The sequence below is a fragment of the Streptomyces sp. NPDC006925 genome (assembly GCF_042869575.1).
GTDB lineage: Bacteria > Actinomycetota > Actinomycetes > Streptomycetales > Streptomycetaceae > Streptomyces.
The window spans coordinates 42,764-62,952 of the sequence record NZ_JBIAGB010000003.1; the positions used below are offsets into that span (position 1 = coordinate 42,764).

The 20,189-nt window shown below is 73.4% G+C and carries 17 protein-coding genes and 2 pseudogenes; 8 read left to right on the forward strand and 11 right to left on the reverse strand.

All coding sequences use genetic code 11. The features are described 5' to 3' along the window. Positions 1-95 precede the first annotated feature (95 nt). Entirely contained in the window at positions 96-1,448 is a 1,353-nt protein-coding gene (gene gdhA / locus ACFYNS_RS05330; protein WP_388601420.1) for an NADP-specific glutamate dehydrogenase, read from the reverse strand. Between the two features lie 765 nt (positions 1,449-2,213). On the opposite strand from gdhA, the gene ACFYNS_RS05335 reads away from it, so the two are divergent. Then, positions 2,214-2,408, forward strand: coding sequence for a hypothetical protein (locus tag ACFYNS_RS05335; protein ID WP_388600937.1), 195 nt, complete (start codon positions 2,214-2,216; stop codon positions 2,406-2,408). Positions 2,409-2,454: 46 nt separating this feature from the next. Continuing rightward, positions 2,455-3,846, forward strand: coding sequence for an NADP-dependent succinic semialdehyde dehydrogenase (locus tag ACFYNS_RS05340; RefSeq protein ID WP_388601422.1), 1,392 nt, complete (start codon positions 2,455-2,457; stop codon positions 3,844-3,846). 43 nt (positions 3,847-3,889) lie between these two features. On the opposite strand, the gene ACFYNS_RS05345 is transcribed toward ACFYNS_RS05340, so the two are convergent. Continuing rightward, positions 3,890-5,356 carry a membrane-associated oxidoreductase gene (locus tag ACFYNS_RS05345; RefSeq protein ID WP_388600938.1) on the reverse strand — a complete coding sequence of 489 codons (1,467 nt, stop codon included), beginning with the start codon at positions 5,354-5,356 and terminating at the stop codon, positions 3,890-3,892. A gap of 224 nt (positions 5,357-5,580) precedes the next feature. Between ACFYNS_RS05345 and ACFYNS_RS05350 the strand changes: the two genes are divergently transcribed. Together ACFYNS_RS05350 and ACFYNS_RS05355 are read left to right on the forward strand one after the other, a co-directional pair. Beyond that, the gene (locus ACFYNS_RS05350) at positions 5,581-5,949 is read left to right on the forward strand and encodes a nuclear transport factor 2 family protein (RefSeq protein WP_360297887.1); all 369 of its coding nucleotides are present in this window, start codon (positions 5,581-5,583) and stop codon (positions 5,947-5,949) included. Positions 5,950-5,978: 29 nt separating this feature from the next. Then, positions 5,979-6,533 (forward strand): 2'-5' RNA ligase family protein, encoded by a 555-nt coding sequence (locus ACFYNS_RS05355; protein ID WP_388600940.1) that lies wholly within the window; start codon positions 5,979-5,981, stop codon positions 6,531-6,533. 35 nt (positions 6,534-6,568) lie between these two features. Here the strand turns inward: ACFYNS_RS05355 and ACFYNS_RS05360 are convergent, their stop codons facing one another. From ACFYNS_RS05360 to ACFYNS_RS05380, 5 genes are all read right to left on the reverse strand, one after another. Then, on the reverse strand, positions 6,569-7,600 hold the full coding sequence (locus ACFYNS_RS05360; RefSeq protein WP_388600942.1) for a glutathione S-transferase family protein: 1,032 nt from the start codon (positions 7,598-7,600) through the stop codon (positions 6,569-6,571). A gap of 210 nt (positions 7,601-7,810) precedes the next feature. Next, positions 7,811-8,077 carry a hypothetical protein gene (locus ACFYNS_RS05365; RefSeq protein ID WP_388600943.1) on the reverse strand — a complete coding sequence of 89 codons (267 nt, stop codon included), beginning with the start codon at positions 8,075-8,077 and terminating at the stop codon, positions 7,811-7,813. Between the two features lie 145 nt (positions 8,078-8,222). Then, complete coding sequence (locus ACFYNS_RS05370; protein ID WP_360297880.1) at positions 8,223-9,014, reverse strand: alpha/beta hydrolase; 792 nt, start codon at positions 9,012-9,014, stop codon at positions 8,223-8,225. 88 nt (positions 9,015-9,102) lie between these two features. Continuing rightward, positions 9,103-10,725 carry a PTS ascorbate transporter subunit IIC gene (locus ACFYNS_RS05375; RefSeq protein WP_388600946.1) on the reverse strand — a complete coding sequence of 541 codons (1,623 nt, stop codon included), beginning with the start codon at positions 10,723-10,725 and terminating at the stop codon, positions 9,103-9,105. Between the two features lie 117 nt (positions 10,726-10,842). After that, positions 10,843-11,613, reverse strand: a complete 771-nt coding sequence (locus ACFYNS_RS05380) for a PTS sugar transporter subunit IIA (RefSeq protein WP_388601425.1) — start codon at positions 11,611-11,613, stop codon at positions 10,843-10,845. Positions 11,614-11,862: 249 nt separating this feature from the next. Here ACFYNS_RS05380 and ACFYNS_RS05385 point away from each other — a divergent pair. Both ACFYNS_RS05385 and ACFYNS_RS05390 read left to right on the forward strand, forming a co-directional pair. Then, positions 11,863-12,498: pseudogene (locus ACFYNS_RS05385) on the forward strand (Vms1/Ankzf1 family peptidyl-tRNA hydrolase); the annotation flags it as partial. A 197-nt stretch (positions 12,499-12,695) separates the two neighbouring features. Continuing rightward, on the forward strand, positions 12,696-13,034 hold the full coding sequence (locus ACFYNS_RS05390) for a hypothetical protein (RefSeq protein WP_388601450.1): 339 nt from the start codon (positions 12,696-12,698) through the stop codon (positions 13,032-13,034). Positions 13,035-13,380: 346 nt separating this feature from the next. On the opposite strand, the pseudogene ACFYNS_RS05395 reads toward ACFYNS_RS05390, so the two are convergent. Together ACFYNS_RS05395 and ACFYNS_RS05400 are read right to left on the reverse strand one after the other, a co-directional pair. Next, positions 13,381-14,283, reverse strand: a pseudogene (locus ACFYNS_RS05395) (MFS transporter); the annotation flags it as partial. 693 nt (positions 14,284-14,976) lie between these two features. Beyond that, the gene (locus tag ACFYNS_RS05400) at positions 14,977-16,062 is read right to left on the reverse strand and encodes a helix-turn-helix domain-containing protein (protein WP_360295808.1); all 1,086 of its coding nucleotides are present in this window, start codon (positions 16,060-16,062) and stop codon (positions 14,977-14,979) included. Positions 16,063-16,162: 100 nt separating this feature from the next. On the opposite strand from ACFYNS_RS05400, the gene ACFYNS_RS05405 reads away from it, so the two are divergent. Then, a complete protein-coding gene (locus ACFYNS_RS05405; protein WP_360295805.1) occupies positions 16,163-17,404 on the forward strand; it encodes an MFS transporter in 1,242 nt (413 codons plus the stop codon). A gap of 251 nt (positions 17,405-17,655) precedes the next feature. Here ACFYNS_RS05405 and ACFYNS_RS05410 read toward each other — a convergent pair whose 3' ends face one another. Together ACFYNS_RS05410 and ACFYNS_RS05415 are read right to left on the reverse strand one after the other, a co-directional pair. Further along, positions 17,656-18,186, reverse strand: a complete 531-nt coding sequence (locus tag ACFYNS_RS05410; protein WP_360295802.1) for a lytic polysaccharide monooxygenase auxiliary activity family 9 protein — start codon at positions 18,184-18,186, stop codon at positions 17,656-17,658. A gap of 71 nt (positions 18,187-18,257) precedes the next feature. After that, positions 18,258-19,064 (reverse strand): polysaccharide deacetylase family protein, encoded by an 807-nt coding sequence (locus ACFYNS_RS05415; RefSeq protein WP_388600951.1) that lies wholly within the window; start codon positions 19,062-19,064, stop codon positions 18,258-18,260. Between the two features lie 213 nt (positions 19,065-19,277). On the opposite strand from ACFYNS_RS05415, the gene ACFYNS_RS05420 reads away from it, so the two are divergent. Next, on the forward strand, positions 19,278-20,153 hold the full coding sequence (locus ACFYNS_RS05420) for an aminoglycoside phosphotransferase family protein (RefSeq protein ID WP_388600953.1): 876 nt from the start codon (positions 19,278-19,280) through the stop codon (positions 20,151-20,153). Positions 20,154-20,189 lie beyond the last annotated feature (36 nt).

Genomic DNA, 20,189 nt, shown 5'->3' on the forward strand with positions numbered 1-20,189 from the left:
CGGCGCGCCCCGCGCTGCGGCGCCGCGTACGCCGGGCCGGTCCGGACCGCGGACGGGAGCCCGCGGACGACCGGCCCGGACCGGTCCGCGGGCCGCTACACCACGCCCTGGTCGCGCATCGCTTCGGCGACCCGGAGGAATCCCGCGGCGTTGGCGCCCAGTACGTAGTCGTCGGGGGTGCCGAACTCCTCCGCCGCGGTGACGCAGTCGGCGTGGATGCCCCGCATCACCACGGCGAGCCGCGACTCGGCCTCCGAGAACGTCCAGGATTCGCGGGCGGCGTTCTGCCGCATCTCCAGCGCGGAGGTGGCCACGCCGCCCGCGTTGGCGGCCTTGCCCGGGCCATAGCGGACGCCCGCCTCGCGCAGCACCGCCACCGCGTCGGGGGTGCAGGGCATGTTGGCGCCCTCGGCGACGGCCTTGACCCCGTTCTTGACGAGGGCGACCGCGTGCTCCTCGCGGAGTTCGTTCTGCGTGGCGCACGGCAGGGCGACGTCGCAGGGCACGTCGTAGACCGAGCCGCGGCTGCTGAAGCGGGCCCCGGCGCGTGCCTCGGCGTAGGTGTCCAGCCGGCCGCGGCGCTCCAGCTTGATCTCCTTGAGCAGGTCGAGGTCGAGTCCCGCCTCGTCCACCACGTAGCCGGAGGAGTCGGAGCAGGCCACGACCTGAGCGCCGAGCGCCTGGGCCTTCTCGACGGCGAAGAGGGAGACGTTGCCGGAGCCGGAGAGGACGACCCGGAGCCCGTCCAGCTCCTCGCCGCGGGTGCCGAGCATCTCCTGGACGAAGTGGACGGTGCCGTACCCGGTGGCCTCGGTGCGGGCGTAGGAGCCGCCCCAGCCGATGCCCTTGCCGGTGAGCACCCCCGCTTCGTAGCGGTTGGCCAGCCGCTTGTACTGGCCGAACAGGTAGCCGATTTCGCGGGCGCCGACATTGATGTCGCCCGCGGGCACGTCGGTGTGCTCACCGAGATGCCGGTGCAGCTCCGTCATGAAGGACTGGCAGAAGCGCATCACCTCCGCGTCGCTGCGCCCCTTGGGGTCGAAGTCGGCGCCGCCCTTGCCCGCGCCGATGCCCAGTCCGGTGAGCGCGTTCTTGAAGATCTGTTCGAAGGCGAGGAACTTCACGGTGCCCAGCGACAGCTGCGGCACGAAGCGCAGTCCGCCCTTGTAGGGACCCAGCGCGCTGCTGAACTGGACCCGGTAGCCGCGGTTGACGTGCACCTCGCCCGCGTCGTCCGTCCACGGCACCCGGAAGATGACCTGCCGCTCGGGCTCCACCAGCCGCTCGACCAGGTTCGCGTCCGCGTACTGGGGGCACTTGCGCAGCACCGGCTCCAGGCTGTGCAGCACCTCCCGCACGGCCTGGTGGAACTCGGGCTCTCCCGGGTTCCGGCGCAGAACCTCGGCGTACACCGCTTCGACACGGCTGCTGGCATCCACGGACATCATCCTCGTCGTCGCTCGCACGGCTGCCCGGCCCTCCGGGGCAGGCTGGTGAAGAGGGTACGTTCGGCTGCCACGAGTCAGGCTCGCGAGTGGCGAGAAACACTCTCGCGAGCGGCCCGGCGCTCCCGGCTGACCGGGGCACGCCCAGGCGGACCGCCGCGCGGTCGGCGCGACCCGGTCGAACTCGCGTACGTGCTGAGCCGGTCGCGCGCGGGCAGCCCGGCCACGGCGCACCGGCGGCGGGTGCCGGGTGGTCGTCCGGGTCGCGGGCGAGCGGGAGGCCCGGCGGCGCGCGCCCCGACCGGCCCTCCCGGCCGGCGGGGAGACGGCCGTACCGGAGGCAGCGGCGGACGTGTCCGGTACGCGGCCCGTTCCGGCGGTACGGCAGCGGCGGTAGGGCGCGTCCCCGGATCGTCGAGGTCCGCCGGACGCGGCCGGGCCGTCGCGGAGCACCGGCGTCCGCTCCGGGCTGCGCGGCGGCCCGTAGCCGTACTCCGCCGACGCGCGGACGCCGGCCGACCGGAGCGGCACCCTGCGGGAGAGGAAGAGCGCGGTTCCGACGGCGCGCGGGCCGGCCCGCGCGCAACGCTGTCCGCGCGCGCCTATGCGGGCCACCGTCGGCCACCGTTCCCCGCCCCACCGGCCACCGCCCGTGGTCGGCCCGGCACCGGGAGCGCGCAGGGCGGCTCCGCTTGGTGCGACCCGCCGGAAGGGTGTTCCCTGGAATGGGGGTGTCCGAGAACACCTGCTCGAGGTGAGGAGCGGCAGATGTCCAAGCGCCGACCGGACCAGGAAGGCAGCGAGTCCGATCAGATCCGCGGGCCCGAGGAGCGCCGGACGCACGGCGGAATGCCGGAGAAGCCGGACGACGAGGCGCTGGCCCGGCGTACGGAGCAGGAACGGGTCGAGACGGGGGTCGACGATTACGACCCCGAGGACGTTCCTCCGGCGACGGAGCCCTGAGGATCCCGGCGCCCGGCCCCGCCGGGCCCACGGTTGAGAGGTGGCCATGCCCATCGCCACGGTGAACCCCGCCGACGGCACGACGATCGAGACGTTCGATCCGCTCTCCGCCGAGGAGGTGGAGCAGCGTCTCGCGGACGCGGACGCCGCCTTCCGCGGCTACCGCACCACCACGTTCGAGGAGCGGGCCCGGCTGCTGAACGCGGCCGCGGACCTGCTGGAGCGGGAGGCGGACGGTGTCGCCCGTGTCATGACGACGGAGATGGGCAAGCCGCTGGCCGCCGCCCGCGCCGAGGCCGCCAAGTGCGTCAAGGCGATGCGCTGGTACGCCCGGAACGCCGAGGAACTGCTGGCTCCCGAGTATCCGGCCTCCGAGGACGTGGCCGACTCCGGCGCGGCGCGGGCGGAGGTGCGCTACCGGCCGCTGGGGCCGGTGCTGGCCGTCATGCCGTGGAACTTCCCCCTCTGGCAGGTCGTCAGGTTCGCCGCACCCGCACTGATGGCGGGCAATGTCGGGCTGCTCAAGCACGCCTCGAACGTGCCGCAGACCGCGCTCTATCTGGGCGACCTCTTCCACCGGGCGGGCTTCGCGCGGGGCTGCTTCCAGACGCTGCTGATCTCCTCCGGTACCGTCGAGGCGGTGCTGCGCGACCCGCGGGTGGTCGCGGCGACGCTGACGGGCAGCGAGGCCGCGGGACGTGCGGTCGCCTCGGTGGCGGGGGACGAGATCAAGAAGACCGTCCTCGAACTCGGCGGCAGCGACCCCTTCATCGTGATGCCGTCGGCCGACGTCGAGGCCGCCGCGAGCACCGCGGTGACCGCGCGGGTGCAGAACAACGGGCAGTCGTGCATCGCCGCCAAGCGCTTCCTCGTCCACACCGACGTGTTCGACGCCTTCGCGGAGCGGTTCACGGCGGGCATGCAGGGACTGACCGTGGACGATCCCATGGAGCCGGGCACGGATGTCGGCCCACTCTCCGGCGCCGGGGGCCGCGCGGACCTGGAGGAGCTGGTCACCGACGCGCTGGCCCAGGGGGCGCAGGCACTGTGCGGGGGCCGTCGGCCGGAGGGGCTGGAGCGGGGCTTCTACTACGAGCCGACCGTGCTCACAGGCGTCACCGCGCAGATGCGCATCCACCGCGAGGAGGCGTTCGGTCCGGTGGCGACCCTCTACCGGGTGGCGGACGTGGAGGAGGCGTTGACACTCGCCAACGACACCCCGTTCGGGCTCAGCTCGAACGTGTGGACGCGGGACGAGTGCGAGGCGGACCGCTTCGTCCAGGACCTGGAGGCGGGTGGGGTCTTCTTCAACGGGATGACCGCCTCGCATCCGGCACTGCCCTTCGGCGGGGTGAAGCGCTCCGGCTACGGACGGGAGCTGGCCGGGCACGGCATCCGCGAGTTCTGCAACGCGACGACCGTCTGGCGCGGGCCCTGACCCGGAGGCGCGCGCCCCGGGCAGGGGACCGCGGACGGCGCGCTCAGTTCCGCGTCACCGCGCGGTTGACGCCGGTCACGAACGTCGTGGCCAGCACCCAGCCCGCGACGACGAGCAGGTAGGCCAGCCACTGGTATCCGCCCTCTGGCGCGTAGGACTTCTCCTGCCCGAAGTCGACGACGGGCAGCAGCAGGTCGAGTGCGTAGGCGAGGGGGTTGAACTCCGGCGCCTCGTCCGCCTTGAGCGGGCGCGGCGGATGCAGCCCGTAGGCGAGCGCGCCCACCAGCAGCAGGCCGACCAGCCAGCCGGCCGCCCGCATGGGACGGAAACCGTAGCCGACGGTCGCGTCCTGCAGATGGCCCCACAGCCGTCCGTAGAGCGGCCGGGTGGCCCGGTGGCGGCGCTCCTTGGCGAGTCGCACGGTGCGCGCCGCCGCGTCGTCACCGATGTGCCGATATGCGGTGGCCAACTGCTCGTAGGCGAAGGGCACATAGCCGTCCGCCTCGCGGGCGAGCACCCGGAGCCGGTCGGCCGCCGGGAGGACGGGGGTGAGCGCGGTGTAGGTCAGCCCGTCCAGCTGCACCTCCGCGGGCCACACCTCCGGACGTATGTGGAGCAGTTCGAACCGGGCCCGGCGCAGGTTGACGGTGCCCTGGACGGGTGGCGCGTCGCGGAGCCAGAACTCGGCCGCCGTGCAGCTGCTGGCCCGCAGCGCGACCCCGCCCGGGTTGGAGAGCCGGGCGTAGGCGAAGTTGAGCTGCCCGGGCACGGTGGCCCCGCGCAGATTGACCCGGCCCTCGGCGTGCAGCCGCATGGCGTGCAGATCGGTACCGACCGTGAGGGTCTCGGCGTGGAGCGCGGTGTGGCCGCCGCCGGGGTACAGCAGCCGGGCACCGTCGAGCCGGACGAGTCCGGTCACCGTCAGTCCGTCCAGGCGGGTCCGGCCGTGCACCGTCAGCCGCGTGGCCTGCAGGTCCTCGCCGACGGTGGCGTGGTCCAGCTTGAGGCTGCCGCCCTCGCGCTCGGCCGCCGCCGCTTCCGGCTCCCCGGCGGTGGCCCGGGTGCCCAGCTCCGCGCGGTCCAGGAAGAGAGCTCCCTCGATCCGCGCTCCGGACAGGCCCACCGCGCCCGGTACCCGGCAGTCGTTGAGCCGCAGCGCCCCGGCCACCCGCAGTGTCGCCGCCCACAGCCCCGGCATCCGGCAGCCGCTCAGGGAGAGCTGCCGGAACTCCGCGCCGTAGAGCACCGGCGTCTCCTCGAACACGCACTCCCGCAGCGACACCGGGGCCCTGACCACCCCGGAGTGCAGATTGAACTCGCCGGTGATCCGGGCGCCGCGCAGCCGCAGTGCGGGGATCTCCCCGTCCTCCGCGGGTGAGGTCAGCAGCAGGGCCCGCAGCACCCGGGCCCGTACCGACCGCTCGGCGGCCGCGGAGAGATCCACGGTCCGCCCCCGGGGAAACGCCTCCCACACCCGCCGCTCCGCGCCCGTCAGTTCGTCGATCTCCACGCGGGGGACTCTTCCCGCACGCCGGGAGTCCGTCAACCGCCTTCCGGCACCGCGGAGTCCGGCGGTCACTGCGACCGCCGGGCCCGCCAGTGCGGGCACAGCACCCCGCCTCGGCCGCATTACCCCGCGCGTAATCGACCGGGTGCCCGGAGCCGGGGCACAGTCTTGGCATCGCCCCGCCGGAACACTCCGGCGGCGGCACCCGAACGAGGGGACGAGGGACCATGAACACCTACGAAGCCGCTGTGGACCGCTACTTCGCCGCCTGGAACGCACCGGACGCGGCGAGCCTGGCCGCGGCCGTGGCCGCGGCGTGGACCGAGGAGGGCAGCTACACCGACCCCCTGGCGCAGGCCGCCGGCCACCCGGAGCTGACCGCGACGATCCGGGCCGCCCAGGAGCAGTTCCCCGGCTGCACGTTCCGGCTGACCGGGGCGGTCGACGGGCACCACGACATCGCCCGGTTCTCCTGGGAACTGGTCGTCGCGGCCGACGGCTCGGCTCCCGCGGCGGGGTCCGACGTGCTCACGCTGGCCGACGACGGCCGGATCGCCTCGGTCAAGGGCTTCCTGGACCGGGTGCCCGGCGCCTGACGCCCCGGGCGGCGGGCTACGGTGCCCGGATGGACACGGGGACGCGGGATTCCGGCGAGGACTGGCCCGTCGCGGCCGGTACGACGGCGCTGAGCGTACTGCTGCCGGACGTGGATCCGCTGGTCCGCGACTGGCGCGCCCGCTACGACACGGCCGCGCGGTACGGGGGAACAGCACATGTGACGGTGCTGTTCCCCTTTCTGCACCGCGACCGGATACGCGGCCCCCAGCAAGCGGCGCTGGCGGCGCTGTACGCCCGGCACCGGCCCTTCACCGTCACGTTCGACCGCTGCGGCTCCTTCCCCGGCGTGCTGCACCTGGTGCCCGAACCGGCCGCCCCGCTGCGCGCGCTGACCGGCGCGGCTGCCGCTCGCTGGCCCTCGCATCCGCCCTACGGCGGTCTGCTCGGCGCGGTGGAGCCGCATCTCACGGTCGCCAACAGCGGCGGCCCCCGGGTGCACCGGCGGATCGCGGCGCAGCTGACGGCACGGCTGCCGGTGACCGCGCGGGTGAGCCGCGTCGAGCTGGTCGTCCACGAGGAGGGCCGCTGGCTTCCCTGGCTCGGCTTCCCGCTGGGCGGCTGAGCCGCCCGGACGGCGGCCTCCGGCGAGGGCGGGCCTCAGGGCCGGTGGTCCGCCGGGATCTCCTCCCCCGCCGGTACGGGGCCCGGCGGGGTGCCGTCGCCGAAGGGGCGGCCGCCGAGCTGCTCGCGGTGGTGCGGGGTCAGCCAGCCGGACAGGTCCGGCCCGGCGGGCACGATCGAGGTGGGGTTGATGCCGGTGTGGACGACGTAGTAGTGCCGCTTGATGTGGTCGAAGTCGACCGTGTCACCGAAGCCGGGCGTCTGGTACAGGTCCCGCACGTACGCCCACAGCACCGGATCCTGCTCCAGCTTGTTGCGGTTGCACTTGAAGTGACCGTGGTAGACGGCGTCGAACCGCACGAGCGTGGTGAACAGCCTGATGTCCGCCTCGGTGAGGGTGTCGCCGACCAGATAGCGCCGGTCCCGCAGTCGCTCCGAGACCAGGTCCAGGCGGCGGAAGACGTCCGCGTAGGCGGCGTCGTACTCCTGCTGCGTGGTGGCGAACCCGGCCCGGTACACGCCGTTGTTGACGTCCCGGTAGATCCCCTGGGCCACCTCGTCGATCTCCTCCCGCCGTGCCCGCGGGTAGAGGTCGGGCGCGCCCGGCCGGTGCAGCGCGCGCCACTCGGTCGCCAGGTCGAGCGTGAGCTGCTGGAAGTCGTTGGTGACCAGCTTGCCGCTGGGCACGTCCACCACGGCGGGCACGCTGACGCCGCCCGGGTAGCCCGTCTCGCGCCTGTCGTACGCCTCGTGCAGGAAGCGGATGCCGAGCACCGGATCGCGGCCGCCGGGGTCGAGGGTGAAGCGCCAGCTCCGGTCGTCCTGGATCGGGTCGGCGACGGCCAGCGACAGCGCGCTCTCCAGACCCAGCAGCCGGCGCGAGACCAGTGCCCGGCTCGCCCAGGGACACGCACGGCTGACCACGAGCCGGTAGCGGCCCGCCTCGACGGGCCACCCGTCCCTCCCGTCGGCTGTGATCCGGTCGGCGAAGTGGCTCCTGGACCTCTTGAACGCCTTCCGGCCGTACTCGGTGTTCCCGGCGTCGCCGCCGACCGCAGCGGTACCCATCCCGGTCTCCTTCCCGCAGTCCGGGGCAGCGGAGTCCCCGGCCGCCCGAGGGCATCCCATCACTCCGGCGGCCCTGTTGCCGAGTACCGACGCGTGAGGAAGCGGTGCGCAGCAGGGTACGGGCCTGCCGTGGCAGGGAGTCGGCGCACCCCGGAGGGGCTCGCGGACTCCCGGCCCGCCGCGCCACGTGCTCGCGGCGGCCGTCGCTGTTCAGCGGCCGAGCTGCCAGGGGAAGGGGAGGAGCTGGTCGGCGCGGCAGTAGACCTCGCACGCGAAGGGAAGCACGGCCGCGGACGGATGCAGCCGGGCGCCTTCGAGACTGGCCAGCAGCCGGGCCGTGTGGTGGATGCAGCCGGTGTGCTGCGCTCCGTTCCGGTCGATGACGGTCACGACCGTGAGCCTGCCCTCGCACGGTGTCGGGTCCGCCTGGTCCGCCGCCGCGCACCGCGGGCCGCCGTTCGCCGCCGTGCTGTCCATCCCGCACCCCCGAGTTGCTCGCCCCCCGCTCACCGGACAGCCAGTGGCTTCCCCCGAGAGGCCCTGGTCATGGCTCAGTTGGGGAAGCCATGGGCAACTCTTAACGCACCGGACGCGGCGCGCACCGGCGTACCGGCGCACCGGTTCAGGCGGCCAGGAAGTCCCGCACCACCGGAGCGAGCGCCTCGGCGGGTGCCTGGTGGAAGGTCCCGGGCACCGTCCGGTGTTCGCCGCGGGGCAGGGCCTCCGCCACCGCGTGCGCGGCGTCCTGGAGCAGCCGCGTGCTGGCGTCACTGGAGAGGACGAGCGCGGGGACCCGCACAGCGGCCAGGATGCCGGCCGGGAGGGTGGCGTCCCCGAGCAGCGTGGTGTCGTAGCGGAGCGTGTGGGCGATTCTCGTCAGGCCGTCCCAGGCGGGGGAGCGGCGCGCGCCCTCCACGGACTCCGGTGGCAGCCCGATGATCTCCTCCAGGAAGTACGCGACGGCGTCCGCGCGCCGCTCCCGGTCGAGGAGTTCGGCCAGCCGGACCGCGCGCGCCGGGTCCTGGGGCTGTCCCACGGCGCCGGTGAAGGGCGGTTCGAAGAGCACCAGCCTGCCGGGGGCCGCTCCGGTGCGCGCTGCCGCGCCGAGCGCGATCAGAGCGCCGGACGACACGCCGAAGGCGCATGCCGCTCCCCCGCCGAGTTCCCCGAGGACGGCGGCCAGGTCCTCGGCCTCCCGCGCCGGGGTGTAGGGCGGAGTGTCGCCGCTCCCGCCTCTGCCGCGGCGGTCGTAGACCACCCCGGAGAGCCCGAGGCCGACCAGTTCACGGGCGAGTGGCAGACCCTCGTGCCGGGTGCTGAGCGCCCCACCGGTCAGGACGACGGGCGGGCCGTCCCCGAGTTGCTCGAAGGCGATGTCGGTGCCGTCGGGCGAGGTGGTGAAGCGCACGGTCATGGCGGGCCCTTCCTGGCTGCGGTGGTGTGCTCAGACTTCTACCAGCAGCCGGTGCCCGGCGGCGGCGGGACGCGGCCCGAGTCCCGTCTCAGTCCGGCGGCGGGGGTGGTACGGGCGCGCCGGCCGGCGGAGGCAGTTTGGGGAAGCGGCGCGGTGCCGTGTCCCCCGCCGGGCCGGGCCCCGGGATCCGCGCGGCACCCGGCGGCGCGGCCTCCGTACCGGTCGCCGCCGCGGGTGGGGGATCCGCAGCGGCCTCGGGCGGCAGCAGCGCGTCGCGACGGTCGCCGGGGTCCCAGCCGGGCTCGACGACGCGCCGCTGCACCAGGACGGCTCCGGCCAGCACCGCGGCCCCGACGGCGAGCATCAAGGCGATGCCGACCGCCTCCCCTGCCCTGCCCGCGTAGCCGATGAGAGTGCCGAACCAGCCGAAGTCGGCGTCGCCGAAGGTGGTGTTCTCCTCCCCGAACGTGCCCAGCACCTTCAGCAGCACGGCGGGCAACAGTGTGATGAGGATGCCGTTGCAGAACGCACCCAGCGCGGCACCCCGCCTGCCGCCGGTCGCGTTTCCGTAGACACCGGCCGCGCCGCCGGTGAAGAAGTGCGGCACCAGTCCCGGCAGCACCAGTGCCAGGCCGAAGGCGGGGTTGAGCAGCCAGGTGAGCAGCCCGAGCGTGCACAGGCCGCCGGAGAAACTGGCGAGGAATCCGACGAGCACCGCGTTCTGCGCGTACGGGAAGACGATGGGCGCGTCCAGTGCGGGCACGGCACCGGGGACGACCTTGTGTGCGATCCCCTGGAAGGCGGGGACGAGTTCACCGAGGATCGTCCGGACGCCGAAGAGGATGACGGCGACGGCGATGCCGAACCGGAGGCCCTCCATCACGGCCTGCATGAAGTAGTTCCCCAGGCCGGTGGCGGCCCTCCCGCCGTCGGCGGCGAACGCCCGGAAGGCCGTAGCCTCACCCGCGTCGGCCAGGTACAGGAGCGCCATGCCGAGGTAGATCAGCAGCATGGACAGTGCGGTGGCCACCATCGAGTCGCGCAGGAACCGCAGTCCTTCCGGCAGCTTCATGTCCTCGGTGCTGCGGCTGCGTCCGCCGACGAGCCGGCCGACGGCACCGGCGGTCACGTAGCCGGCGGTGCCGAAGTGCCCGACGGCGATGCTGTTGTCGCCGGTGATCCGCTTCGTCCAGGGGTGCGCGAAGGCGGGCATCGAGACGAGGAGGATGCCCAGCAGTACTCCGCCGACGGCCACCACCAGCCACCCGGGCAGGTCCGCGGCCGCCAGCACCATCGTCAGCAGGGTCGCCATGAACAGCATGTGATGACCCGTCAGGAAAACATAGCGCAGCGGCGTGCACCGGGCCAGCAGCAGGGAGAGGGCGAATCCCGCGGTCATCAGCCAGGCGACGCGGGCGCCGAACCGGTCCTGCGCGATACCGACGATCGCCTCGTTGGTGGGAATCACCCCGTGCGCCCCGGTGGCGCCCTGGATCATCTCCCCCAGCGGCGCCAGCGCGCCGACGACGAGTCCGGCTCCGGCACTGATGAGCAGAAATCCCAGCGTCGCCTTGACGGCCCCGCCGACGATCTGCCCCCCGGGTTTCCGCAGAACCGTCAGACCGGCCGCCGTGATGAGACCGATGAGGTATGCGGGGACGCTCAGAATCTCGGTGCCGAGGAATGCCGCGATCGTGACCAGCCAGTCCATGGAGCCTTCCGCTGCGTGCCGTGCTCGGGCGGGTGGGGAGGGTGCCCCGCGGGGTGCGCGGGAGCTGCGGGGAGTCCGCGGGGTGCGTGGCGGGGGAAGCCGGGCGCGGGGGCGCGGTCAGACGTCGTAGGTGTCGCGGAGCACGGCGTCCACCTCCTTCTCGCTGGTGAAGTTCGCGACCACCCGTACCGGGACGCCCAGGTCGCCGAGGAGCCCGGCGATCTCGCGCGAGGTGAGGACGGCCGCGGCCCCGGACGCCTTGCCCCGCGCGGAGACGGTGTCCGTGGCCTCGACGGTGACGTGCCGGTCCCAGCCCCAGCGCTCCAGCACCCGCTCCAGGGTGTTCTTGAGGAAGAGGCTGGTGCCGACCCCGTTCCCGCAGACCGTGAGGATCCGCTGCACGGCCGGCCCGCTGCGCGGGAGCTGTCCACCGCCGCTCTCCCGGGCATCGAGCAGCCGGTGCACGGCCTGCGGGGTCGGTGCTGCGCGCAGCGCGGCCTCGGCGTCCGGGTCGGCCAGCAGTCCGGCGAGGGCCGCCATGGCCGCCGTGTGGGCACCGGAGTCCGCCGCGGCGAGGGCCACGACGAGGGTGACCGGATCGTTCGTCGCATGGCCGAACACGACGGGTTCGGCCGGCCGCACCCACGCCAGCCCGGTCCGGCGCACCGCGGGCGAGGGCCGGGCGTGTACGAGCGCGAGGCCGGGTGCGACGACGACGTAGGGTCCGTTCTCCTCGAGGTTCCCGATCATCTCGTCCGTGTACGCGTCGGTACTGACACCTTGCGTGACCAGTAGATCTCCTGCGACGCGGACGGCGGAGCGCCAGTCCGCCGCGGCGATGTCCAGACGGATCGCCGCACAGGGCAGCAGTTCGCTCAGTGACGCCATGCCCCGGATGGTGGCACGCCGCTCTGGTCGGGTGGTGGGCGCCTCCCGGCAGCGGCCCGGGAGACAGGCGCCGGGAGACAGGCGCCGGGAGGCAGACGGCGCGGAGCGCGACGGGCCCCGGTCCCGCGGGCCTGTGTCGCTGCCTGGTGGCAGGGGTACCCGGCCGTCCTGCGGACGGCCCGGCCGCGTCCGGGCACCGGGGTCCGCAATGCATCGATGCAGCGCGCCCAGGAGCACCAGGGAGGAACCATGCGCCTCGATTCCCTCGCACCTCTTCTCGACCGGAACGGACCGTGGGCCACCGTCTGCACGAGCACGGCGCAGGCCACCGAGAACGCCGGGGACGAGCGGCGGCTGGCGGCCCGTGCCGCGGGGGACGAGCTGCTGCGGCAGGGGGCCGACTCCGCCACCGCCGAAGCCGTCACCGAGCGCCTGTCCGCGCTCTCCCCGCGCACCCGCCCGCAGGGCAGCGCGGTCTTCGCGGCGGACGGGGACCTCGTACTGGACCTCCCGCTGACCGTGGCGCCCGAACGGCAGCACGTCGCCTGGTCGACGCTGCCGCATCTGGCACCGCTGCCGGAGCTGCTGGGCGAGAACCCGCGCTGCCTGACGGCACGCATCGACCGCACAGGGGCAGACTTCGAACTGGTGGACGCGCACGGGACGCGCAGCGCGGGGCAGGCCACCGGCGAGGAGTGGCCCATCCACCGCAACTCCACCGGCGAGCTGTCGGAGAAGCACTTCCAGCTGCGGGTGGAGAACACCTGGGAGAGCAACGCCGGGCTGATCGCCGAGGCGATCGAACGCCGCTTCCGGGAGACGACCGCCGATGTGCTGGTGCTCAGCGGCGAGCCCCGGGAGCGGCGTGCCGTGCACGAGAAGCTGCCCGAGCGGTTGCGGGCCCTGGCCGTGCAGACCTCGCACGGCGGCCGTGCGGCGGGGCCTCCTCGGAGCTGCTGGACCGGGAGACGGCGCGGGCCCGCACGGAGTACGTCGAGCGGCGCACCTCCGAGGCACTGGCCGCGCTGCGCGCCGCGCACGCGCCCGGCCCCTCTCCCGCGGGCTCGGGCACGGCGGAGACGGTGCCCTCGCTGGTGGAGGCGGCACGGGAGCACCGGCTGGCCACACTGCTCGTGCGGCCCGGGGGACCGGACAGGGACACCGAGGTGTGGGTCGGCGACGGCGCGGACCAGGTGGGGGTGCGGCGCTCCGAGCTGCAGTATCTCGGAGCGCCTGAGCCCGCCTCCGCGCGGGCCGACGACGCGCTGCTGCGCAGTGCGCTGGCGACCGATGCGGAGGTACTGCTCGCCGCGCCCGGGGAGGAGCTTCCGGTCGGCGGGCTGGGCGCGCTGCTGCGGTGGTCCCACGCGTCCCGCCGAACCCAGGAGGAGAAGACCGCAGAGGAGACCGCCGCGGAGTGAGCACTGCCCGGCCGGTCACCGGCGCGGCCCGCCGGCCGGGCGCGGCGCCCGGCAGCGGCGCGGCGGTACGGCCCGCGAGCGGGCGCGGGGCGCTGCGGACGCCCCGGCCCGATAACGCCTCCGACTTCACGCTCTTCCAGGAGGGGGCCGAGGAGGCGACCGCCCAGGGCCGGGAGCTGCGGTCCAGCCACCCGGACAGCAGGCCGAAACAGGCACCCGCCAGGGCGAGGAGCGCGCCCAGCCAACTCGGTGAGGTGAGTCCGAAGCCGGCTGCGATGACCACTCCGCCGAGCGAGGCGCCCAGCGAATTGGCGATGTTGAAGGCGGACTGCACGCTGGCGGAGCCGAGTTCGGGCGCGTCCCTGCCGTGGTCGAGGATGCGTGCCTGGACGCTGGGGATGGCGGCCATGCCCGCGATCCCGGTGAGGAACACGTTGACGGCGACCAGGACGGTGTTCTGCGCCGTCACCAGGAACATGCTCAGCGAGAGCGCCAGCGCGAGCAGCGCCCCGCACATCGTGCGCACCGGGCGGTCGGCGAGCCGTCCGCCGAGCATGGTGCCCACGGTCATCCCCGCTCCGGCCAGCGCCAGCAGCGCGGTGGCCGCGTTGGGGGTGTAGCCGCTGACCTCGGTCACCAGCGGCTGGATGTAGGTGTAGAACGAGGAGGTGCCGGCGAAGCCGAACACCACCACGGCGAAGGCGAGCCACACCTGCGGTCTTTTGAATATGCCGAGTTCGCCGCGCACGGTTCCTCTGCCGGTCTCGCGCTGCACGGGGAGCAGCGCCGCGAGGGAGACGAACGCGAGCACGCCGATACCGGCGACCACGATGAACGTCCAGCGCCAGCCGACGGTCTGCCCGAGCAGGGTGCCCAGTGGCGAGCCGACGATATTGGCCATCGGTACGCCGACCAGCACCACGGAGAGTGCTCTGCCGCGTTTTTCGGGGGCGACGAGTCCGGCCGCGACGACGGCTCCGATTCCGAAGAACACACCGTGCGGGAGTCCCGCGGTGAAACGCGCAGCCAGCAGCAGTTCATGGCTCGGGACAAGGGCTGACGCTGTGTTCCCGAAGATGAACATGCATGTCATTGCGAGCAGTATTGTCTTACGCTGGACCCGCATACCGACGACGGTGAGAAGTGGTGCTCCGATCACGACACCGAGCGAGTAGAAGGAGACGTAGCCACCGGCTTCGGAGATGCTCACTCCCATGTCGGAGGCCGCCTCGGGAAGTAGACCTATCATCACGAACTCGGCCGTGCCCGCACCGAACGTTGCAATGGCCAGGGCCAGGAGGGCAAGGGGCAACGGGGACCTCCTTGCAGGAGTGGGGTGTTGTGCTGCCCGGCTCGCCTCGGCGGGCCGTTCCTCGAAAGGAAGCGTGCCGCATCACCGGATTCGCGCACACGGTTTCCCCATAAGGCTGCCCATAGTAGGATTCCCGGAATTCTGTGAACTCGCCCTGGAATCACGGCAGTCGAGGGTCGCGTCACCCAAGAAGCCATCCGCACAGCACGGGTGTTTCGGCGTGTCGCTGCGGCTTTCGCCGACTCCCGTGAGAGCAGGGAGAGTTACCGGTGACCGAAGCGGCGGTTGTGGCTCGGGAATTCCGGTCACGCGCGGGAGATTCACGCGCGGTATCGGGTGACGACATTCGACCGGCAAGGATCGCAGCGGATCGCATTGCCGGGATGAACCGGCCGGAAATTCCGCATTCGTGAGAGGTCCGGGTCACGGCCGCGACGGCGCACGGGGACGGGGAGCATCGGAACGAGAACCGGCACCGAGCCCTGGTGGCGCCCGCGCGGGCTTCGGCCCGGGCTGCCGCGGCGGCGGAAGCGTCGGCAGTCGTTGTCGACGGGCTCCTTGAACGCCCGGCGCCTGCCGAGCCGCACGGGTCGCAAGGCGGCGGTCGCCGTCGGGGCGGGCCGAAGCTTCTCAGCGCAGTACGGCCGCCACGAGGTCGGCCCCCAGCACCGTCAGATCGGACAGGTCGAGGGTGTATCGGACGTGACGGCCGTGCCGCCGGCTGGTGAGCAGGTCCGCGCGGCGCAGGACAGCGAGGTGGCGGGAGACCTCCGGGAGGGAGAGTTCCCAGGCATGGGCCAGCTCACCGGTGGTGTGCGGGCCGCGGGCCAGGGTGCGCAGCAGCCGCAGCCGTACCGGATGCGCGAGTGCCTCCAACCGTAGGGTGACCGTTTCCAGCGACACCGGCTCCGGCGGACTCGTCTCGGCCACGGGGTACTGCACCACCGGCTGCCACCCGGGCGCGTGGATCACCACCAGGTGCGGGCGGCCGAAGACGCTGGGGAGGAAGGTGATCCCGGTGCCGTGTGCGGTGGTCGCATTGTCCTGAAGCTTGTCCACGGTGAGGCAGTTGCCGTCCGGCGCGAGGGTCACGGCGCCGGAGACCGATGCGAGTGCCGCCTCGGTGCCCTGGCGCTTCAACAGGTCGTTCTTCAGGCGCAGGTCGGTGGCGAGCCGCACCGCGACACCCGCCCAGGCGGCGTCGAAGAACGCCTCGGTGCACTGTTCGAGAGTCCGGCGCACCCGTGCCCGCACGGCGGCCGGGTCCGCGAGCAGCCGTTCCGCGAAGGCTTCCTGGAGCGCGCCGCGGGCCTGGGCCAGGGCCAGGGCCCGCTCACGCGCCGTTGCGTCGGCGAGTGGCGACGGCGCGGCGAAGTGGACCCGGTTGCTGCCGCACGTGGTGATCAGCGCGGCGGCGACATAGGTTTCGTCGTCGATCCGGTCCACATCGTCCAGCTCCTCGGCGAGGGTGGGCCGGGGACGGGCGGGGACCAGGAAGTCGGCTCGTGAGGACCGCCAGAGGAACTCCGCTTCCCTGAGCCGCTCGGCCAGCTCGGGCGGGAGCCCGGCCCACACGTCCGCGGCCCAGCCGGTGAGCTGCGGATGATGCGCGGGTTCGGCCAGCACGTGCAGCATCGCGGTCAGCTCGGCCAGCGGGGAGGCAGCGAACCGCAGTCCCCCGGACGGCAGGCCGCCGATGTCGATCCTCAATGTCATTCCCTCATCATCGCCGGTCGCACGGTTGACGACCGTGTCGATTGACGGTGTCCGTCAAGCGGCACGCTCTGCTCGGCGGCCGAAACGCACCGTTGGCGCCATGGCAACCACCGTCAAGATCCAGCCGCGCGCCCTCGTCCGTGCCTCCGGAGGCCCCAGATATGCCGTCGCCCTGGTCGTGGACGCGCTCGGCACCGGCCTGCTCCGGCCCCTTCTGCTGCTCTACGGGGTGACCGTGCTGAGGCTCTCCGCGCCGGCCACCGGCATCGCCATGACACTCGGCGCCGTCGTGGGCCTGGTGTGCATGCCCGCGATCGGCCGATGGCTGGACCGGGGCGCACGCAGCACGGTCGTGGCAGCATCGATGCTGGTGCGGGTGCTGGGCGTGACGCTGCTGCTGGCCGCCCCGGCGGCGCACGTCTGGCCGTTCGCGACGGCGGCGCTCTTCCTCGGCATCGGCAACCAGGCATGGCCGGCCGCCCACGCTGCCCTCGTGGCCACGGTCGCCCGCGGGCGGGAACGCGACGCCGCGCTCGCGGGGGGCCGCGCCCTGCGCAACGCCGGTCTGGGCGCCGGCGCACTCCTCGCCACCGCATGCCTGGCAGGCGGCACCACCGCACTGCAGGCGCTGGCGGCCGTCACCGGGCTCGCCTACCTCGCCGCTGCGGCCCTGGCGTGGTCGGTCCACGTGCACGCTCATCCGGCGGCTGCCGTGACCGAGGGCGGGGACGACGCGCCCGCGCCCCGGATGCGCGCGCTCCTGGCCGCCAACGTGATCTATGTCTTCTGCCTCAACGTCCCCGAGGTCGCGCTCCCTCTCGTCCTGGTGACGCAGATGCACGCCTCCCCGGTGTGGTCGGGGACCATCTTCGTGGCCAACACGGTGCTGGTGGTCACCCTGCAGGTTCCGGTCACGGTCCTGATGTCCCGCTTCTCCCGCCGGTCCGTGCTGGTTCTCGCCGGCGTGGTGCTCGCGGTGTCCTACCTCGGCTTCCTCGCGGCCACCTCGCTGGGACGCGGCTGGGGCGCCCCGGCCGTCGCCGCGGTGTCCGTGGTCTGCACCCTCGGCGAGATCGTCTACGCGGGCAGCGCCACGGCACTCGTCACCGCCCTCGCCCCGGCGCACGTCCTGGGACGCGCCCTCGCCCGCTTCCAGCTCTCCACGGGTTTCGGCCTCGCCGTCTCCCCCGCGGCCCTCACCGCTCTCGCGCCCCACGGCCCGGCCGCCCTCTGGGGCAGCCTCGCCGCCGCGACGCTCCTCTCCGCCGGAGCCGTCGCCGGCGAGCGGGATCGGGCAACGGGTCTCCCCGGCTGCTCCCGACGGCCCGAGGCGGGCTCGTGAGTTCGACGCTCGCCTCGGGGGACGGGGGTGAAGCAGTGCGGACGCCGTCCGGCTTTCCTGTGCCGGGACTCGGCCATCGGCGGCAACGGCGAGGCGCCCTGTTCACCGAGACACATCGGCGCGCTGCTCGTGCAGGTCCCGGCCCGCCCGAACGGCCCCCGGCTCCGACCGGGAGCGGGCCGCCCGGCCGAGGCGGGCGCCTCCCGGCCGGAGGTGGTGGGGAGCCGCCCGGCCGGGAGGGGGAAGAGGCGTCAGCCGCCGATGTTGACGTCGACGCAGGCGTAGAAGGCGTTCGCCGTGTCCGCGACGTTCCAGACCGCGAGCACCTTCTGCTTACCGGTGAAGCCCTGGAATCCGACGTGGTGGGAGACGTACTGCGGAGGCTGCGCTCCCCCGTCGTCGAACTCGGCGATCTTGGTGTTGCCGATGAAGTACTGCCAGGTGGTGGTGCGGTGCCGGGCGGTCAGCTTCCAGTTGAAGGTGGCCGAGCTGCCGACGTCGGTGACCTTCCAGCCCTTGTTGTCGTCGCGCAGGTCGGCGAAGCGTTCGTTGCCGCCCGCGCAGTCCTTGAGTCCCTTGGGGCCCTCGACGCTCTGCGGCTCCCACTTGATCGAGCCGCAGGAGACGGTGCCGTTGGCACACTGGGCCTGCCTGCTGGCCGGGTTGGTGATCCAGCCGTGCGCGGAGGCCGGGGTCGCGGTGAGACCGAGAGCCAGGACCGGGGCGAGACCGGCGCCCGCCAGGGCCGCTAACTTCCTTCTGGTACGCGATGTTCGGTGCATCTCAGCTCCTTCGGTGGGGGGAGAGCACACAGTGGGGATTGGTCTAGACTTTAGCGGCTGACGGGGGACGGTCAAGCCTTCGGGAAGCCGAAGCCGTAGCCCTGGCTCTTGAGCCAGGGCAGCAGCCGACGCAGCGCCTCGTAGGTCTCGGACCGGTCGCCGCCCCCGTCGTGGAAGAGGATGACCGCACCGTCCTCCACCTGCTCCTTGGCGTGCCGCACTATCGCGTCGGTCCCCGGGAGCTGCCAGTCCCCCGGATCGACGATCCAGCCCAGCGGCCGCATCCCGTGCTCGGCCGCCACCCGCCGGCTGGTGGGGGTGAAGGCCCCGCCCGGCGCACGGTAGTAGTGGACCGGCGCACCCCCCGACGCCTTGTCGATCATGCGTTTCGCGTCGAGTATCTGCCGCTTCTGGTAGTCGGCCGACTTGTGGTCCATCCCCGTGTCGTGGTCGACGGAGTGGTCGCACAACCGGTGCCCCTCGGCGACGATCCGCTTGACGAGACCGGGATGGCGCTCCGCGTTCGGGCCTATCAGGCAGAAGGTCGCCTTCACGTGGTACTGCCGCAGCAGGTCCAACGTCTTGGGCGTCCACTCCGGGTGCGGGCCGTCGTCCAGGGTGAGCGAGACCGCGCGTCCGCCGTCCGCCGTGTGATGGCTGATCGTCCGGCTGACCTTCCGCGGAGGAGCCTTGGGCTTCGCCCGCCCGGCGCCGGACTGCTTCTCCGCCGGTGCGGCGGCGTCCTGGCCCGCGCGCGCGGCGCGCACACTCTGCTCCCAGCCCGGATGCCGGTCCGCGGCGGACGCCCCCGCGTCCGTCCCGACGAACGCCGTCAACAGCCCGACGGCCACGGTTCCCACCGCGGCAGCTGTCGCCACGGTCGCCGGCCTGCCACCCCGCGTGCTGTGCACTTCTGCTCCCAACTGCCCGTTTTCACCGTGCTTGTCATACAGGCAGACCTCTCCGGAGGGCCGGCGGTTGCAGCCGCGGAGTGAGAGATACGCCGCATTCGACACGGGGCTGCGCGACGGCCCCGCCGGGCACCCTGACAGCCTGGAGGGGAGGACCGACGAGAGCAGGGAGCAGAGGCGATGGCGACCAGCGTGGCATTCACCGAGGACCTGGCGCGGGAGGTGCTGGCCGCCGCGACGAACGGTGCCGGCGGCACGGCGGAACTGCTGTCCCTCGGCGAGAACGCCGTCTTCGCGCTGGACGGGACCGTCGTACGGGTCGGCCGGGACGCGCAGCTGCTCGCCCGCGCCGAGCACGAGCTGCGAGTCGCCACCTGGCTGGAGAGCGAGGGCGTGCCCGCCGTCCGCGCGGCGGAGCCGGAGGCCCGCCTGGTCGGCGGGCACCCGGTCACCTTCTGGCAGCGGCTGCCCGCCGCGGTGCGCCCGGCCGGGCCGGCGGACCTGGCCGGGCTGCTGCGGCTCGTACACGCGCTGCCCGAACCCCCGTTCGCGCTGCCGCCCCGGGAACTGCTCGGCGGCATCGAGCGCTGGCTGCGACTGGCCGGGGACGCGGTGCCGCGCGAGGACGCGGCGTTCCTGCGGGCGCGCCGGGACGACATCCTCGCCGCGCTGCCCGGACTCGTCCCCCACCTGCCGCCCGGCCCGCTGCACGGGGACGCCCTGCCGCGCAACGTCCACATCACCCCGCAGGGGCCGCTGCTGGTGGACCTGGAGACGTTCTCCTCCGATCTGCGCGAGCACGATCTGGTCGTGATGGCGCTCAGCCGCGACCGGTACGGGCTGCCGGCCGCGGAGTACGAGTCGTTCTGCGCCGGCTACGGCTGGGACGTGCGCGCATGGGAGGGGTGTGGAGTGCTCCGCGGGGCGCGGGAGACCGCCAGCTGCGCATGGGTCTCCCAGCACGCCCCCGGCAATCCCGCGGCCCTGAGCGAGTTCCGGCGCAGGGTGGACTCGCTGCGCGCGTCCGACCCGGCGGTCCGCTGGCACCCGTTCTGAGTCCGGGCACGGAGCGGGACCGACCGGACCGCACGG

What these genes read in the sequence shown, in the direction of transcription:
- gdhA (WP_388601420.1), bottom strand. Translation starts at nt 1,448, where the DNA reads ATGATGTCCGTGGATGCCAGCAGCCGTGTCGAAGCGGTGTACGCCGAG.
- ACFYNS_RS05420 (WP_388600953.1), top strand. Translation starts at nt 19,278, where the DNA reads ATGGCGACCAGCGTGGCATTCACCGAGGACCTGGCGCGGGAGGTGCTG.
- ACFYNS_RS05355 (WP_388600940.1), top strand. Translation starts at nt 5,979, where the DNA reads ATGGACACGGGGACGCGGGATTCCGGCGAGGACTGGCCCGTCGCGGCC.
- ACFYNS_RS05340 (WP_388601422.1), top strand. Translation starts at nt 2,455, where the DNA reads ATGCCCATCGCCACGGTGAACCCCGCCGACGGCACGACGATCGAGACG.
- ACFYNS_RS05335 (WP_388600937.1), top strand. Translation starts at nt 2,214, where the DNA reads ATGTCCAAGCGCCGACCGGACCAGGAAGGCAGCGAGTCCGATCAGATC.
- ACFYNS_RS05405 (WP_360295805.1), top strand. Translation starts at nt 16,163, where the DNA reads ATGGCAACCACCGTCAAGATCCAGCCGCGCGCCCTCGTCCGTGCCTCC.
- ACFYNS_RS05370 (WP_360297880.1), bottom strand. Translation starts at nt 9,014, where the DNA reads ATGACCGTGCGCTTCACCACCTCGCCCGACGGCACCGACATCGCCTTC.
- ACFYNS_RS05380 (WP_388601425.1), bottom strand. Translation starts at nt 11,613, where the DNA reads ATGGCGTCACTGAGCGAACTGCTGCCCTGTGCGGCGATCCGTCTGGAC.
- ACFYNS_RS05365 (WP_388600943.1), bottom strand. Translation starts at nt 8,077, where the DNA reads ATGGACAGCACGGCGGCGAACGGCGGCCCGCGGTGCGCGGCGGCGGAC.
- ACFYNS_RS05360 (WP_388600942.1), bottom strand. Translation starts at nt 7,600, where the DNA reads ATGGGTACCGCTGCGGTCGGCGGCGACGCCGGGAACACCGAGTACGGC.
- ACFYNS_RS05400 (WP_360295808.1), bottom strand. Translation starts at nt 16,062, where the DNA reads ATGACATTGAGGATCGACATCGGCGGCCTGCCGTCCGGGGGACTGCGG.
- ACFYNS_RS05410 (WP_360295802.1), bottom strand. Translation starts at nt 18,186, where the DNA reads ATGCACCGAACATCGCGTACCAGAAGGAAGTTAGCGGCCCTGGCGGGC.
- ACFYNS_RS05350 (WP_360297887.1), top strand. Translation starts at nt 5,581, where the DNA reads ATGAACACCTACGAAGCCGCTGTGGACCGCTACTTCGCCGCCTGGAAC.
- ACFYNS_RS05375 (WP_388600946.1), bottom strand. Translation starts at nt 10,725, where the DNA reads ATGGACTGGCTGGTCACGATCGCGGCATTCCTCGGCACCGAGATTCTG.